This window comes from Enterobacter chengduensis (assembly GCF_001984825.2).
GTDB classification, from domain to species: domain Bacteria; phylum Pseudomonadota; class Gammaproteobacteria; order Enterobacterales; family Enterobacteriaceae; genus Enterobacter; species Enterobacter chengduensis.
This window is the reverse complement of record NZ_CP043318.1, coordinates 655,484-671,882: the sequence shown is the minus strand read 5'-3', so window position 1 is coordinate 671,882 and position 16,399 is coordinate 655,484. Positions and strand designations below refer to the sequence as shown.

Below are 16,399 nucleotides of genomic sequence, written 5' to 3'. Positions count from 1 at the left end.
ATAATCCCTGCCCGCGCATACGAAACGCTGGCGGGCAAGTTTATATAACGTTATGCAGCAGTGCCAGAGGTTGGGCGTTCATTCCACGCATCGTGCGCTAACAAGTTACCGTCCTTGTACAAGTGGGTAATCTTCTCATAATTAAACGCCACTTCCTCCATATGCCCCGTCCCCGGACAGCCTCGGGTGTCGTACATTACTGGACTCACAGAAATGACCTTAACGTTCTCGAGCGTGATTCGGTAATACTCCTCCTCCTGCCCGGAATAGTTAATATGGTAAAACCTGAATTCTGCCGTTTTAAGGGTCTGGCCCGTGGCTGCCGCTTTGAACAGATAGGGCGAAGAACTGTCCAGTTCCTTGGTAAACTGAAACGGCGAATGTTGGCGAGTGCCGGTGACCTTTCCCGTTGCCGAGTCAGTTGGTAGGCTGAGGTTATGTTGTAATCCTCTTAGCTCAATACTTCCTTCCCTGTTTGCAACGTCACAGGAACCACATATCATTGTGCCACCGTCATTAGTTAAAAAAAGATGTACAGGTACGGCCATTCTATTGCTCCTTGCATTTTAGTCGTATAACCATTCGCCCGCTTTTGCGGATTCGATAAGCATTCCAATAGTGAAATCTGGAACCATCGCCACTGGGAATTTTTTGAATGGATTCCATGAAAAAGGCTCATCAGGATAGTAGGTGTTTATGTTAAAATTCCCTCTATCAACATTAAATTCTTTAAAAAACTCGTCCATCAAATCTTCTGCTTCAGTGACATCAAGCTGCATGTCAGTATCCAAATCAGTTTTTGCATTCAGTAATTTTTGCTTCTCTTCGTTATTCATTAGATAAACGCCGTTATAGCGTCTGACTAAGGCGTAGATGCGCTGCTCAATATTCTCTACCATAGTTTGTCGCTGCCCCGCGCAATTCGATTATAATCACGTATTGCAGCATAGGTGATTAGTGATACATCAGCGACTAATATCACTATGCCTATTAACGGTATTGTCCTGCCAACAAACGCACTCACTTTCGATACCATTCGACACTTTACTGTCCACGGAGTGTACCCACCAACCCAGGTAGGCAGCTTAATGCCATAAGGAAATTTCGCCTGTTTGAAATAGTTCCTCATGGCTTTCGAGGCTCGGGACGTTCCTTCCGTAGCTCCCGCGGGTTTCTTTCTAGTCGTTTGATTATTAGCACCACTGTATAACGCAGCAATTCCTGCCACATCGTCAATACCAAAATGATCGGCAATTGATTCACAGTAGATCATAAAAAAAAGTCCTGCCGCGGTAAGATTGGTTCTGCCAGCATAAAAATACGTTTCATTTAGTTCTTCTGTTGTGTCCATAGTTCATTCCATTGAGTTGCTCCAGTAAGAATCATAAATGCTAGACAATAACTAAATTGAGATCTCCAGCATACTTCTGTAAAACCTTCTAATATAATCACAATGATCAAAACACAGCTATAACATTCAGTTCAATTATATTATTGAAAAAAATAGACTACGCCTTCCACTAATTTAAACACCCTCGATTTAGGATCAAGGGTGTTCCAATTCGATATTATTTTGCCTGTCCTATATTGCGCTTAACTACCGGGATATCTCCAGTATCATTCAGCGCTCCCGGAAACGTCTTCAACCACTGCGCGACTTTTTGCTTATTTATATTCACCACACTCATACCTTCCAGGCATCCCCATAATTCTCTTGTATGCTGAGGCGTAATGACAATGCAGTCTTTCATTGCGCGGATTTTTACCGGCATACCGTTGATGAAACCCGCGCGTTTTAACCAGTCGCCACCCAGAAGAAGGTATTTCATGTCTATGCGAGCATAGAGTTCGCAGCAGGCGGCACTGTCCTGCGGCGTCTCCGCGCGAGGGTGGACGGGCGCCGCGTTGGGCGGGTTGCCGTGCAGACGGCGGGCGCTGTTTTTGCGTACCAGCTCGCGGTTTTCAATTATGCCGGTGAAAGCGTCTGATTCTGTTTTGCAAACGGTAAACTCTGGCTTAAAATTCGTCGCAGCCATTTTCAACTCCTCGATAGTTGGTTGTGGTTAGCGGTATGGGGGTGTTGCAGCACCTTCATATCGCGAATTCCTCGTTAAATTCTCTTTGATACTTCCTTTGCCGTTCGGCGTAATTTCTGGTGCTCATTATACAGGGCTGAATATAAATACAGCTATTTGGTGTGGGGTAAATTTGGAATTTGCGAGGGGGATTCAGGAAATAGGATTATATGCGGTAAGCTCATGTTTTTGTTGATTGTGGGTTGCCTGTCCTGAGTTTTGCGAGCATCATCGCAATTATTTACCTTCTTCCGTAACGCGATGGCTTCCAGCAAAACTCTCGAACAGGCAATTGCCGACATCACCATCTGGCGCAAAGGCGAACAGCGTGCGCCGCATAAGCCTTTATTGCTTCTGTACGTGCTGGCGAACTATCAGCAGGGGCATGCGCGACTGTTTGATTACGGAACCGAGGTTCACGAGCAGCTGCTTAGCCTGTTAGAACGCTTTGGCCCACAGCGAAAGGCGCATTACCCAAATATGCCCTTCTGGCGGCTCAAGAGGGACGGGTTTTGGGATCTTCAGAATACTGAGTTCTGTTCGACCACTGGTAGTAAGCAGCCGCCCGTTAAAGAACTTGTGGAACAAAACGTTGCAGGCGGGTTTGATGAAGAACACTTTGCGCTGCTGAGTAAGAACAAAAACCGGATCGGCTCGCTGGCGCAGCAGATCCTTGAAGCGCATTTTCCTGAAAGCATTCAGGAAGAGATCGCGGATGAGATAGGCTTTGATATTCAGCAGATCCGTAAGGTTCGCGATCCGCTGTTCCGCCAGCAAGTGTTGCGTGCTTATAACTATGAGTGCGCAGTCTGCGGATTCAACATGCGGCATGATAACGCCTCCGTTGGACTTGAAGCCGCGCATATTAAATGGAAGCAGTTTGGCGGACCGTGTGAGATCCCGAACGGATTGGCACTGTGTGCGATTCATCATAAGGCGTTTGATAAGGGGTCAATTGGGCTGGATGAGAGTATGCGGGTGCTGGTATCTGAGGCAGTGAATGGGGGCGGGATTGTTGGGCAGCTGTTCTGGGATTTTGTCGGGAAGCAGATTGCGTTACCGATGGTCAAAGGGAATTATCCAAGGGAAGGGTTTGTGGAATGGCATCGGAGGGAAGTGTTTAGGAAATAAATGAAATATGAACGCTAAGATCATTTAAATAGTATGAAAGCGTAGTATCTAATGAAAGCAATAAAAATACATAATATCTAAATATTTATGTAAATATAAAAGATGAAGAATGAGTTTTCTGTAAATAAAAAATATCGCTAAGAAAAATCACAACAATACTTCATCGCATTTAAAAAGCCATCAAAAAAAACCATTTAGCAAGAAGATACAAAGGCTATATTTTATTTAAACATAGCCTTATGAAATTAGTTTAAAAATTAGCTTAATGATTTAAAGCAATTATTTAAATCATCCGTTGTGACTTTCATTATTCCAATACTATTAAGATCATCTTTTTTCATATTTATTAAAACATCACATATCACTGCAAATAAACCGCATGAGTCAGCACATGCTTCTATTTTAGGTTTTGAAAGGAACTTTGTAGATTGGTGGGCACCAACATGGGAGTGCTTAACAGCCGCTTTGAATTCCTCAATATTTAATGAGTTCATAAAAGTCGAATAACTAATATCAAGTCTTTCAGCTATTTTTGTGGATAGATTTGAATTTTTCTTCACAAGTAAAATTATATGAACAATATTACCAAGAAGTTTATCTCTCATCTCTCTTTTTGCTTCGTCATTATATAATTGATTTTTAAAAGTAGGAAATAAAAAACGATGCGTCCTAAAAAGTTTATCTTGAGATATTTCAAAAATTGAACGAATTGAGCATGCAATGAGTGGAAGGAAGCCCTCTTTTTCACGTAATGAATACAACTTATCTATCGCATAAATAATAGATGACACTGTTCCTATTTGAACTGTATATCCAGAAGCAGACTGTATTGTAAACAATGAGCTTTCTTCTTTACTACCCGTTATGTTAGAACTTTTTCTTTCAAAAGTAAGATTAACGTCGGCTGACACAAGGCCTGTAATACTATCCTCATAACGAAAAACCACTTGTAATTCGCATGGTTCCTCAATAGTCTCTAATATCCAATTCGTATAATCGCTACCATTTACACTTATAGAAATATTTTCCTTATCAATCTCATTTCCGTAACTATCTTTTAGAACATAAATATATTCACTTAGATCAATCTGTTCTGAAGGTACAAAAAAACTCACCTTTTTTTTTCTATCGATTAAGATTGATGCTGGTTTATTTTTTATATTTTTCGCGCCTTCAATTGGATATGCTTTACCAGTCAAGGAAGAGGTTGAGCCAGCCTTCAGTTTATTTTTTAACTCAGAACCTTTAACCTGAATAGCTTCGTTTAACTTTTTAAGATTAAACATAAGGTTTTTAGTTAGTTTATTTTCAACAAATGAAGTTCTATCTGAGTTAAACTCCAAATTGCTGTTTTGACTGAAAATTGACACTTTACCTATCATTTGAGGTAAAGAAGAACCAGAACTTCTCTTTCGAAGCACCTCTGGATCAAATATTCTAGTGTTATTAAATAGGTTTTTATTAATATATACCAATGGATAAAGGGCATCATCATGCACCCTTTTATAGAGATTAGATATACCTCTTGTATTTCGTCCTTTTTCAAATAGAAAAATAATTAGTTTCACGTCAATGCTATAATCAATACGGTCTATTGGAAAAGGGGTTTGACTGATTAATTCACCCTTATGATAAAAATTTATTTCCTCTTTCGAAGAGTCATATTCCACATAAAAAAGCTGACTACTTTCACATTCTGAAATAAATGGTTTTATTTTTTTTTGTTGATACTGTTTTCTCTTTGTTTTCTATAACTAGCTTTATATCAAAAGAGTCATCCAGCATTGATGAAACTAATTTACTAGAAATTTTATCGTCTGATAAATCAGACATTAAATCATCCATTTCCTGCTGATTAGTATATATTTTTATCTCAGTTCCATTTTCGTCACAACGCTCTGTTTCTATAGGAATATTAATCCCAGAAACATCATCTTTATTTATAAGGTCCGTTTTTTTAATAGAGAAAATACTGCAAATACCATTTTTGCATGTTTTCCACTCAACTTTATCACCAAATTTAAAGGCTGATAAAAAACCAAGTCCTTTTGAGCCTTGAATAATTCTAGTAATCCCATTTTGTTTTAATTCATATCCATATCTCTTTGTGCTTTTTGAAATATGAAACAGGGAATTAATTTCTTCTAATGACATGCCATTACCGCGATCAGAAACAGTTATCATTAATTTAGATGGGACTACAGTAATGGTTACATCTGGAGAGAATGCATCATATGAATTTTTGACTAACTCATTCAAAGCAAATAATGTTGAAGGGATTTTTTGAGAGAGCTCCTCAATTATTTTCCCTCCAAATTTTAATGTCGTAGATACCATATATAAAACTCCCTCTTTAAAATCAGATAATGCGAATCGATATCTCGATGTAAAGCTATTTACGCATCATAAGAATCAATTCTTTATCCATTGTATTAGCAAAACTGTTTTTCATTGCCATTCTTTTGGATAATATTTCTCTTTCAATTTGATGAACAAAAACACATCCCTTGTGTTCTAAAATCTCTCTCATTATTTTATCTAACGGTACTTCAATGTTAGAAATCCTTCTATTTCCTAAGGTCCATATCATATAAGCATTTTTTCTTAAGTAGAATAAGGAATTATCCAAAGCAAGATCGAGATCATAAATAAATGTCACTAATTTTTTTACATTCTCAATATTAACAACTGAGATATTTTTTACAGTATCAATTAGAGTTGGTGATTTATTTTTTAAAAGCTCTAGTTTTTCACTGGCACCTTTTAGAGAGCCTCCAAGGCTGCTTGAATCAATTTTATTTTGATTTTCAAGTAATCCTTTTATTTTTAAGTTATCTATATCTTTTTCGTCAATCCATTTTAAAGATAAAAAAGAAAATTGGCCATATGTGACAGTAGTGCTGTTATCTCCATAGGGCGGAGAGCTTACAAGAAGATCGCACTGGATCTTTTTATCTAATTTTTGAGAAGTATCCGCGTGAATGATTTTAATCCGACTTTTAGAATGTGTCTTATTCAAACTTCCCATTTCTTTTAGTATATCTTTCTGCTCTCGTAAAGCCACCAACGTTTTATGAATGTTTTTTGAAAAAACCTCAAATGTATTAGGTGTATTTTCAATTTGATCAACTGATTTAATATGTAATTTAAAAGTTGAACTTCTTGAATTACATACTGCCCGCACAGTATTGCTCATACATAACCAAAATATTTTTCTAGCCCATTTAGAGTCTTCACTCTGAATGGCTCTAAATATTTTACTTAAATTTATTTGAACTTCTTTAGTAAACCATTTATCAATATTTGTTATATTAACTGAAATATCTTCCTTGACATCAACCTGGATCTTCTCTAATAAAAGAACGCATTTTTCTTCAAATGCCTTAATATATAAAGGGCCACTTTTTACCTCACATGCTAAAATTGAAAGAAGATTAATATCCATCCCGACAAAATCTAGCCCTCGGCACATCGCTTCGCCAAGAGTAGTTCCAGAGCCGACAAAGGGATCGATTATGCTTGTTATGCTTGAATCAACTTCTAAAACAGCATCGATAAGTTCTCCTTGCATTGCAGGAACCATCATTGCTGGATATTGAATCAAAGCGTGGCAATATTGTCTTTTTGCTCTCCCCTTAAATGACCAATAAGCTTTATCACCTTTGGAATTTGAGATGATTTTTTTCAATAGCATATTGTCTTTATTTATGTCGTTCATTTGTGTCTTTCTCAATTTTCCCTTGTACAAAACTCTAGCAGATGATAGAAGCCCATACTAGACCTCCATTTGACTAGCGTCTTATTTTTACATTAGCTTTACCAGCCCTCACTGAAAAAAAACAATACAACCTATTGATAACATTATGTATTTTAATCCAAAGATATACACGGAATCAATTTTGTCGATATACTCGGTTGTTAATTCGCAAGCGGCTAAGACTGCTTGTTCAAGATTCACTGCATTGATAAGTAAAACCAAAAAATTTTGTATGAGAAGAATTCCAGACACAAAAAAAGCCGCCCTTAAGCGACTTTAATTTGCATCTTTTGGTGCGAAGGCCGGACTCGAATTTCACACCTAATAGACTGATATTAATGTTTTTTATAAACTGGACTAAATAGTTATACCCGCACTTGTACCCACAAGTTAAAATCCGTATAAAAATAGACATTGCGAGTGGGTCTAAAGCCATACCAGTAGAACACCGATATGGCTATCAAGCAAGATTCAGGCAGGAAGGAAAGTTTTCTTCAGAGGCACCAAAAGTTTGGTCTCGATATCGACTTGCTCATAGTTCTCAATAAGCGCACGGACGAGATCATCAAGCGTCCAGAGCGTCAGAGGTATCGTCGAACGGTCGGCTTCATAGCGAGCATCTTTCGTAAAGCCCCCCGTACTGACATAAAGCCCGCGATCGTCTTTATGGCGACCGCCGATAAAGCTGCGAATCTGCTGACTCCCCATTTGCTCCCTGCGATGTTTTACCTCAACGACGATACGTGGATTCTCAAATCCAAATCCATCAGGCGATGCGATGATATCCTTCCCACGATCTGGACCCACAGGAGACACCTGTGTTTTATATCCCATGCTGCGTAAAACTCCTGCAACCAGATACTCCATCTCCTTCGGATCGAGTCCATTAACTCGATCTTTAATACCTTCACGCGCCAACGACTCCACATCGCGAAGCGGATCAGAAACGACCTCATCTTCATCTGTCGCTGTTGGATTATGAGTAATAGCGTCTACAGTGGGTTTCTTATCCTGCAAAAGCTCTTCTAGAGCATATTCTGGAAGCTGGAAAACCGTCAGCGTAGAACCCAATGTATTTTTGGTAGCAACTGACAGTCTATCGCGGTCGATTTCTTGAGTATTCCATTTAACCTGCCGAGCGATCCCCATCCCCTCTTCCACCCATTCAGGATGATATTGGAATTCTGAAGTGACTTTGCCTAGCAAATAAGTACGGTTGGCTGGCGAATAGGTAATAACCCAATCACCCTTTTGGATCTCATTCACAAAACGCCAGACCTGCGATGCACCAGAACGCGCAGTTCCCAACTTTGTTAAGGGATCTGCCTCCTGGTATAAGGCGAGCAACTGGGCTCGGGACAGGCCGGGTTTGACTAATGGAGCCAGCTGAGACCAACCGATGCCTACAATTTGCTTATCGCGAAAATCGTCATAGAGCTTGCCGCCGTCACCGCGGATCATCCACATTCTGTTGCCCATACCAGTCCCTTAATGAGGAAAAGAAATTAAGCTGGATCATAAGCTTGTTAGCCGCATGCGTCAAAACCATCAACAACGACGGCCCAGCATTCCCGGATTGTACTTGCGATAATGTGCCCAGTTAAAATTACAGCTTCTATTTGCATGATATTTCGTCCATATAAGTAAAAGCACCAACCAGCATCGGCAGGTGCTTTTTGGAATGAGTAAATAAGTAAGGAAAGCTGCAGTGTGAATCAGGAAGGCTATTCCCAATGTTCACCGTGCCGCGCTAATACAATTCTTTTCAATAAACCAGTTGCCTGTCGCGCCCGCAGAATATCGACTGCCCGCAGATATGGGGACTGTTCTTGCCAGTCGAATCTCCTGCGATCAATACGAACCAGCCCGTACTTTTCCACCAGAAAATTAACGGCATCGGCCAAAGATATACCGGCATCGATATGTTCCAGAATTACCGTTTCATCACTGAATGGTGTGTCGTTGAGTGTCAGTCCATAATGTTGTTCCAGCAGGCGTGCAAGCAGCTTTTGCCAGACTGCCACGGGCGACAGACATAGCGTCGCCGCCTGCGGATTTATTGCAGGTAGAGTTTTCATATTTGCTCTTATGAAAGTAGTTAACGATGAGTGGGGTAAAGGGCGATGTATACGTAGCCGCAACTGCCAAGGGTATCGGCTTCGCAGGTCATTGTGATACAGGGTGGCACTATGCTTATGCCGGGGAGAGAGTTCTCCGCTGGTGGGCATCAGCTCCAGTTGTTTGAGCATCGACGGAAAGGCCTGATCCAGGGTGTAGCGCGTCATCGTCGCCAAAGGCACCCTTAAATCCGGCCCGATCAACGAGAAAATGCAGGCGGTTGCCCTCCTGCACCAGACGAGCTCCAAAACAGGGCGTGAATAGTCCGTTGGGCTTATAGTGTCAATCCGGATGTCGCGTGGAGCTGGCTATCATACTGGGCCATAACCATCAGTGGAAAAAGTTCAGGCTGTGATGACACCTGAGATAATGCGGTATTCATGTCAGGCATTCCTCAGTCGATGAGATGCATAATGGCGCTGCACTCTGGATGGTTCAGCGCGAAGTTACGTAAGCGATAATAGTGCTCAGTCATCGCATCACATTCAGTACGACAGGCCTGGTGGCTGTAAGCCATCAGACAGGTGACTATCCCTGCAGCTTCACTGGTAATCTCTGCGCCATTGCCGTTCATGGTGTTAAACAGCGCCAACTTCTCATCGGTATCTCCATTTGTTTCCGGGGCCGTAAACGCACCTTCGTTACTCAGTGTGTAAAAATTCCAGATACCCCCGCAGTAGTCTGCGAAGGATCGGTAAAACCAGACACCGTAAAGGCGGCAAATGGTAGCTCAATTGAAATTTACAGCGTGTCCGCCATTCCAGAACTGAATAACAATCGAGTGGCCGATAGTCACTTACGCGAAGTGACTCCGGGTCATGTAGCGGCTGGTATGGGGATCGCGGTGGTCGGTGCATTACTCGGAAGTATCAACAGTAGTGATTTTGATAAAGAGAACTATAAAGGAACAACAGTCGAAACCCTGGAGAACCCAACAAACAACTGGTTTATTCCAAAAGCCAAACAAAATATTACTCAGTGGATGAATGAAAAAGGGAACGGTCACCTCTATAAACAACCGCTGTATATTGGTAAGGCGACCTGGGCATTAATCTATAAAGATGCGAATGCTGCAACGCCGCTTTATCAGCTAAAATATAAAGTTCTGTTTTATAAACACCCGGAAAGCGGGAATATGCTCTCTGCATTTACAGTAGCAGAATGTACCCCAACACCTGTAGAGGCCCTATTGAGCGACTGGAATGCAAAAAATTATAAGAAAGTTGTCAACGAAACTGAAAAATATATGAATAGCTGCCTGCTTGAACTGAATAATCAGCTTCCATGCTTGCTAAAACAGTAATACCCGAAACTGAACCCGACTCAGTGTTCTCACTTTGTTTTTAATACGACTCGATGAAGGACTCATCGAGTCGATTAAGAATCCATTATTACATAGTCGTCATGATAAGAAAAAATTAACAGATTAACGTCCCGCAAGAATGATTTTACAGAAAACATCCAGAGAAAACACACCAGAAGGATCATTCTCCTGGCCAGTAGGAATGGCAAGGTCAAGCATCCGGGTGTATCTCTGAGTCGTGGCGCTGTATGTTTCTTTAGTGAGATCCATGTCCGAATGATAACCCAGTAACTTCAATATTTTTGACACATCTAACATATTACGTTCGCTGATCGAATCAAAACCCTGAAATGTGAGGTCGTGCGTAAGCGAAAAATTTGGAATAGCAGTAAAAAGCTTATCCTTTTCACTATCCGAAAACATGTGATAGGTTCTCTGCAGTTTCTTAAATAGGCAAGCTATTTCATTAATAAAAACAGTTTCTTCCGGAACTTCAAACTCATTCAGAAGACCGGGATACGCCACTTCCAGCGCCCATAAATGGTTTGTCGAAATAGCAGTACGTATAAGCTCTGTGTCGTAGCCATTTCGTAAATCAAAATGGTCAAAAAGATCACACATCATAAAAACACTCAGTTTATGCAGACCTTCAACAATCATGTTGCTTACCTCAATAACCCCATTACAAGCCTTTCATGCTCTTGTACGAAATAAACATTCTGTTAATAACGTCCTGGAACATTTCCAAATCACTATTATTCATGCAAGACAGTAATTCATTCAGTTTCCTGTCCCGCTCGCTCATAGCTTTGGCAAGGATAATTTCTCCCGCCGTGGTGAGCCGGACAATTTTCACTTTACGATTACCAGATTCTTTTTCACGTGTAATGAATCCGGCTAATAAGAGAAAATCCAGAGCTTCCGTGACACTTCGGGAGGTGAAGTTCAGACAATCCATAATGCTTGAAGCATAGCATTGTGGCGTATCTTGTATAACCTTCAACACACGTAATTTTGATAAGCTTAACGCCATTGGCAATAAAGTTTTATTAACTTCATTCCTCATCTCGTGATAAAGGACATTAAGTTTTTCAATCACACGAATAAGATCGTGCGATAGCGGCTTTTCGCTCATTCAGAAATACCTTTAAGTTTATATCTGAGAACCTTACCCACACCAGATTTAGGTAATGCATCAATATATTCAATATGTTTAGGTACTTTATATGATGTCACGAATTTCCGGCAATATTCCCGAATATCACTTTCCATTGGCGTTATATCTGATGGTACGATAAATAGTTTTATCGCCTCGCCAGTAACATCATCCTGCACGCCTATTGCCACCGCCTCTTTGACTAATGGGTGTTGCAGAACCACAGCTTCAATTTCAGCAGGGTAAACATTAAACCCGGAAACTATAATGATATCTTTCTTTCTGCCCTGAATAGTAATGACGCCTTGCTGATCCTGCACGGCGAGATCGCCTGTGAAATACCATCCATCCCTTAAGGCTTCATGAGTTTCTTCATCTCTTTTCCAGTACCCGGACATAACCTGAGGCCCTTTGACTGCGACTTCACCTTTTTCACCGGGTGAAACAGTATTCCCATCGGCATCAACCAGTTTTATCTGCGTCTCTGGGACGGCACAACCCACGTTGCTCAGGCATTGCGTGGTTGCAAAAGACTGAACGGAAACCAGAGGAGAACACTCCGTCATGCCATAACCAGCAAGAATCGGTTTTCCTGTAATGCCGAACCATTTCTCAGCCACAGGGCGAACCAGCTCCGTACCACCGCTAACGCAAAAATTAACTGCTGAGAAATCCAGTTCTGCAAATTTAGGGTGGTTCAACAATGCGTTATAAAGCGTGTTAACCCCTGTAATGGCCGTAAATTTATACTTCATCATAGCACTGATGACGTCATCAATTTTCCTGGCATCGCTGATAAAAATATTCACTGCACCAATCGAAAAGAAATAAAGAAAATTCACCGTTAGTGAAAAGATATGATATAAGGGCAATGCAGTTACAATTCGCTCTTTACCCTTTGTCAGATATTCACCGCAAACACGATGTAATTGATTGAGGTTTGCCGCGATATTGCCATGAGTCAACATTGCCGCCTTTGGAATTCCACTCGTGCCACCGGTATACTGAAGAAAGGCCAGGGTATTCTGTTTTACCTCGGGAGCGGTAAATGAAAAACACTGTCCCAAAAATATGATTTTTTCGAGAGTGGTGATATTTCCCTTTTCATATGAGTCAGATAGACATTCATCAGGCGTGTCCGGAAAATCATCCATACCAGCTTCAATAATATAAAGATCATCACCTTCCGGACATTTTTCTTTCAGTTCTGGTAACGTAATGATGGCCTTAGGACGACAGTCCATCATATATTTTTCAATTTCATAGCGTGTCGAATTTGGGTTTATGTTAACAACGACCATCCCTGACCGTAACACCCCCATGACTGAAATTGCATACTGTAATGAATTTGGAAGCATGATAGCGATACAATCACCACGCGTAAAAAAAGCTTCATTTTGTAACCATGCAGCAATATTTCTGCTGAGCTCGCCCATTTTTGCATAACTGACTATCGCATCGTTGCATATAATGGCAGGATAGCACTCATAAGTTATGCAAGATGATTCAAACATTTCGGTCAAAGTATGATGTTCTTTAGTCTGGTTCTGATTCACCGCATTGCCCCCCGGTCATTGTCTTTAACTAATTTTTAACATTAGAGATGTTTAATCAAGAGTTGGAGTAGTATTTTTTTATAAGTGAGAGTTCTCTCACTTATTTTAATTTCACGGCGTTACTTCATGCTTCCACTATATTTCATAGTCACAACCCCATGATCAAATAACTCAAAAACACAACACTCCAAATAAATTTGAAAAATAACTTTTATTTTTTTAACAAAATTACAAAAAACAAGAACATCGAGTTATGCTCTACCATAGGCTTAAGTACAAGACAAATTATAACGTTGAGGTGAGGTTAAAGAAGTGTCGCTGGCTCTCCTCTAACCCCTTAGCGGCATCCCTGAACGAGTCCGGCAATACGCTATCGGGAACAGGATAATAAACATCGCTATCGCTTACAGTCCTGCCATTTAACACACTGGAAATCTTGTCCATATTACCCTGAATCCCCAAAATAAATTCATTGGCGGGTTCCTGGTTTTTCAGATGTTCTTTTTCAAACGAAACGCGATCGATATAAAAAAGCACATTTTTTATGGCGTTCAAAATCGACAGAGAGTGTTGATGCAACTGATCATGCGATCCTTCAGCGCTAAACCAGGTGGGTTCAATGGCAACTCTGGCCGCGATATCTTCACATTCCACGAGACCGGTCGCGACCTTCTGACGTGTTTCATTATGGCGAGTTGCACTGTGAAGCCAGTTCCGGGCTTCATCAAATAATGCACCAAGATTCTGCAACATTACACCGCCCTCTCGTTCCGGTCTTATCAGGGTATGGATAAGACCTGCAACGATAATCCCTAGGATAATACCGACGATCCTGTCCCTTACTTCTGTCAACCCTGTGACCGGACCAAACGTCTCAAGCGTCGCAAGAGCGAAGGTGAACATGATTTGCACCCCTGCATAACTTATATTCTCCGGGCCAGCAGAGATCCACGAAGACAATGCGATGACTGGAAGCACAATACAGAGCAGGCCAAACAGCGTATCGATCCGTGGAGTAAGATAGACAATAGCCACCAGCGCAAACACACTGCCAACTGCAGCACCGACCAGACGAAGGATGATTTTCCGATGCGTATTCCCCAGACCCGGCTGCGCAACAATGAGACAACTGAGCATAATGGTATGAATACCTGACCAGTCCGTTGCGGTATAGAACAAATAACAAACTGCCGCACTCAGCAGTGTTTTAAGTGAAAAAAATACATAATTTTCGTTGCTGAAGGCATCCTTTACCAGAACACCCGCGTGTGTACCTGGCGATAGTACCTGGGTATTTGCCTTATTTTCCACTGCCGCCACTTGTTTGTTATAAGAGCTGATAATGTCCGCTATCGCGATAAAGGCTGGTTCTGCGGAATGCAATACCGGAGGTTTCGTTTGCCAGTCAGGCTCCCCATTAATTAGCATTAATTCTAACTGCTTTATTGCATTACGGAGTGTTTCTGCATCCTTTAATACATCCTCCCCTTCAAAGCTAGCGGGAAGATGGCAAGATGCTGTACGCAGTTCAGAAACAATTGCGATCGCAGTAAGATAATGCCCCCCTTTTTGTGCAGCATGTTTGTCCCGCATCGTTTTGTAACGCAAAAGCCGGTACAGCGTCTGAATATCGCGTCCTGCCTGGCTTAAGGTGTTTTGTCTTCGCAGTAACGCGGCATCAGCTGAAAGCAGAGAAGCCATATCCGAGAGTTGCTTTCCAATGGTCCGTTTTAGCTGAATCTCCGGCTCCATTGGCATCAGGAGAGAATTGACAATTAATGTCACGGCAATAGGGTAGTTAACGGCCACCCATACCCAAAGGATCCCTCTGACCAGAGTATCTGCATCAGGTGAAATATCCACAAGGCTTTGCGTGTATATTGCGACAATAGCAACCACAAAAAATACCACGCCGATTTTTGTCGTCCGCATCAAAAACGTACTGACAAAAAAAAGCGTGAAGGAGATTAGGATCCGCAAAAATGGGGTATTCCATGTCACTTTCAGAACAATTAATGACAGAACAATAGAGAAAGTGGACCCGACGATAAACAATATCCCCGTCAGTCTGGTCACAACAATGTTCGTCTGGGTGACAAAAAAAACGGTAATTAATGACAAAGCCAGCAGCGGTACCTGCAGGCTTTGCGACATGATCACCACAATCGTACAAGCCACCATAGCACGTAAGACATGGTTCAGACGCCCGGGATATGGACGCATAGAAATCCACAAATCACTCATAGCAGGAGACGTGGTACCCATAGTCTGACCCCGTTAAAACTTGTTGCCGCGGTGCAACGTTACAACAGCTGAAGCACCAATACGGAAGAGTCCTTTATCGGTTTCAGACATTTTTATTTTTACCGGGAAACGCTGGGAAACATGAACCCAGTTAATGGTCTTTTCGACTAACTGCAGTCCTCCGACGGTGGCACTGTCACCCGGTGCAACGCCATAGCTCATTGAGTCTACGGTGCCAGAAAAAGCTTTGCCGGTATCCGCCATGATAAATACCGTTGCCGTTGTTCCTTCAGTAATACCTTTCAGATCGGTTTCCCGGAAGTTGGCGATGACATACCACTGCCCTGTATCAATGAGCGTCATGACAGGTTGTGCCGGGGATGCATATTGACCCGCAGTGGTCTTCAGTGCCGTGACTCGTCCATCGAATGGGGCACGAACTTCACTGTATTCAAGATTCAGCTTAGCTTCGGCAATTTGTGCCCTTACTTCATCCCGCTGCGCCACAAGCGCATCCACACCGCTGACAGCGGCACTGGCCTGTCGGGCCTGAAGTCTGGTCGAGTTATAATTAGCTTCAGCACTGTTTCTCGCTGTTCTGGCCTGATCCAGCTCTTCTTTAGACACATAGTTTTTACCCATCAGCGCCAGCTTACGGTTATATGTATCCTGCGCCTGCTGATACTGGCTACGGGCACTCTCTACCTGGGCAGCGACGGCATCGGCGTTGTACTGCTGCGCACTGACGGAGCGTTCTGATAACTTGATCTGCTCATTCAGGGTGATCAGACGGGCCTGACTGGCATCCAGTGAATTCTGGAATGGACGCGGATCAATGCGGTAAAGCAGCTCCCCTTTTTTCACGAGCTGGTTATCTTTGACTGGCAATTCAATAATTCTGCCACTCACCTCAGGAACGACGTTGATGGTGTCAGCATAGACATAAGCATCATCAGTACGCGGTGCGGCATCAATTCTGAACAAGACAAGCACCAAAACCATCAGCGTCACCAGAAATAAACTGAGCGCATAAATTTTTCTTTTTACAGTCATTTCGGC

At 41.9% G+C, this 16,399-nt stretch carries 15 protein-coding genes and 3 pseudogenes; 2 read left to right on the top strand and 16 right to left on the bottom strand.

The genetic code is table 11. The annotated features are described in order from the left end of the window. Nucleotides 1-50: 50 nt before the first annotated feature. The 4 genes from FY206_RS03285 to FY206_RS03270 form a co-directional block, all read right to left on the bottom strand. Nucleotides 51-548: an Hcp family type VI secretion system effector gene (locus FY206_RS03285; protein ID WP_032643905.1), complete on the bottom strand. Its 498-nt coding sequence runs from the start codon at nucleotides 546-548 to the stop codon at nucleotides 51-53. A gap of 18 nt (nucleotides 549-566) precedes the next feature. Then, complete coding sequence (locus FY206_RS03280; protein WP_032643904.1) at nucleotides 567-899, bottom strand: DUF1493 family protein; 333 nt, start codon at nucleotides 897-899, stop codon at nucleotides 567-569. After that, nucleotides 893-1,351 carry an STM2901 family protein gene (locus FY206_RS03275; RefSeq protein WP_045345955.1) on the bottom strand — a complete coding sequence of 153 codons (459 nt, stop codon included), beginning with the start codon at nucleotides 1,349-1,351 and terminating at the stop codon, nucleotides 893-895. The genes FY206_RS03280 and FY206_RS03275 overlap by 7 nt, the downstream gene beginning before the upstream one ends. A 217-nt stretch (nucleotides 1,352-1,568) precedes the next feature. Next, entirely contained in the window at nucleotides 1,569-2,036 is a 468-nt protein-coding gene (locus FY206_RS03270; protein WP_077064144.1) for a SymE family type I addiction module toxin, read from the bottom strand. 300 nt (nucleotides 2,037-2,336) lie between these two features. On the opposite strand from FY206_RS03270, the gene FY206_RS03265 reads away from it, so the two are divergent. Beyond that, nucleotides 2,337-3,206: a phosphorothioated DNA-binding restriction endonuclease gene (locus FY206_RS03265; RefSeq protein WP_032643903.1), complete on the top strand. Its 870-nt coding sequence runs from the start codon at nucleotides 2,337-2,339 to the stop codon at nucleotides 3,204-3,206. A gap of 257 nt (nucleotides 3,207-3,463) precedes the next feature. On the opposite strand, the gene FY206_RS03260 is transcribed toward FY206_RS03265, so the two are convergent. From FY206_RS03260 to FY206_RS03235, 7 genes and pseudogenes are all read right to left on the bottom strand, one after another. Beyond that, entirely contained in the window at nucleotides 3,464-4,822 is a 1,359-nt protein-coding gene (locus FY206_RS03260; RefSeq protein ID WP_374206931.1) for a hypothetical protein, read from the bottom strand. Nucleotides 4,823-4,825: 3 nt separating this feature from the next. Beyond that, nucleotides 4,826-5,543: pseudogene (locus tag FY206_RS25510) on the bottom strand (ATP-binding protein); the annotation flags it as partial. Between the two features lie 55 nt (nucleotides 5,544-5,598). Beyond that, complete coding sequence (locus FY206_RS03255) at nucleotides 5,599-6,924, bottom strand: site-specific DNA-methyltransferase (RefSeq protein ID WP_077064143.1); 1,326 nt, start codon at nucleotides 6,922-6,924, stop codon at nucleotides 5,599-5,601. Between the two features lie 510 nt (nucleotides 6,925-7,434). Then, a complete protein-coding gene (locus tag FY206_RS03250; RefSeq protein ID WP_032643901.1) occupies nucleotides 7,435-8,442 on the bottom strand; it encodes a restriction endonuclease in 1,008 nt (335 codons plus the stop codon). 245 nt (nucleotides 8,443-8,687) lie between these two features. Further along, the gene (locus FY206_RS03245) at nucleotides 8,688-9,041 is read right to left on the bottom strand and encodes a TA system toxin CbtA family protein (RefSeq protein ID WP_032644160.1); all 354 of its coding nucleotides are present in this window, start codon (nucleotides 9,039-9,041) and stop codon (nucleotides 8,688-8,690) included. 20 nt (nucleotides 9,042-9,061) lie between these two features. Then, nucleotides 9,062-9,318: pseudogene (locus FY206_RS03240) on the bottom strand (type IV toxin-antitoxin system YeeU family antitoxin). A gap of 157 nt (nucleotides 9,319-9,475) precedes the next feature. Next, a pseudogene (locus FY206_RS03235) lies at nucleotides 9,476-9,769 on the bottom strand (antirestriction protein); the annotation flags it as partial. Here FY206_RS03235 and FY206_RS03230 point away from each other — a divergent pair. Further along, the gene (locus tag FY206_RS03230; RefSeq protein ID WP_376711895.1) at nucleotides 9,680-10,384 is read left to right on the top strand and encodes a hypothetical protein; all 705 of its coding nucleotides are present in this window, start codon (nucleotides 9,680-9,682) and stop codon (nucleotides 10,382-10,384) included. The pseudogene FY206_RS03235 and the gene FY206_RS03230 sit on opposite strands and share 90 nt — an antisense overlap. 123 nt (nucleotides 10,385-10,507) lie before the next feature. On the opposite strand, the gene FY206_RS03225 is transcribed toward FY206_RS03230, so the two are convergent. The 5 genes from FY206_RS03225 to mdtN all read right to left on the bottom strand — a co-directional run bounded on the left by FY206_RS03225 (nucleotide 10,508) and on the right by mdtN (nucleotide 16,393). Continuing rightward, complete coding sequence (locus FY206_RS03225; protein WP_032643900.1) at nucleotides 10,508-11,044, bottom strand: hypothetical protein; 537 nt, start codon at nucleotides 11,042-11,044, stop codon at nucleotides 10,508-10,510. Nucleotides 11,045-11,066: 22 nt separating this feature from the next. After that, nucleotides 11,067-11,519, bottom strand: a complete 453-nt coding sequence (locus FY206_RS03220; protein ID WP_032643899.1) for a MarR family winged helix-turn-helix transcriptional regulator — start codon at nucleotides 11,517-11,519, stop codon at nucleotides 11,067-11,069. Next, on the bottom strand, nucleotides 11,516-13,096 hold the full coding sequence (locus FY206_RS03215; RefSeq protein ID WP_045281923.1) for an AMP-binding protein: 1,581 nt from the start codon (nucleotides 13,094-13,096) through the stop codon (nucleotides 11,516-11,518). The genes FY206_RS03220 and FY206_RS03215 overlap by 4 nt, the downstream gene beginning before the upstream one ends. 285 nt (nucleotides 13,097-13,381) lie before the next feature. Beyond that, nucleotides 13,382-15,361, bottom strand: coding sequence for an FUSC family protein (locus tag FY206_RS03210; RefSeq protein WP_052687587.1), 1,980 nt, complete (start codon nucleotides 15,359-15,361; stop codon nucleotides 13,382-13,384). 12 nt (nucleotides 15,362-15,373) lie between these two features. Next, a complete protein-coding gene (gene mdtN, locus FY206_RS03205; protein ID WP_032643898.1) occupies nucleotides 15,374-16,393 on the bottom strand; it encodes a multidrug transporter subunit MdtN in 1,020 nt (339 codons plus the stop codon). Between the last annotated feature and the right edge of the window lie 6 nt (nucleotides 16,394-16,399).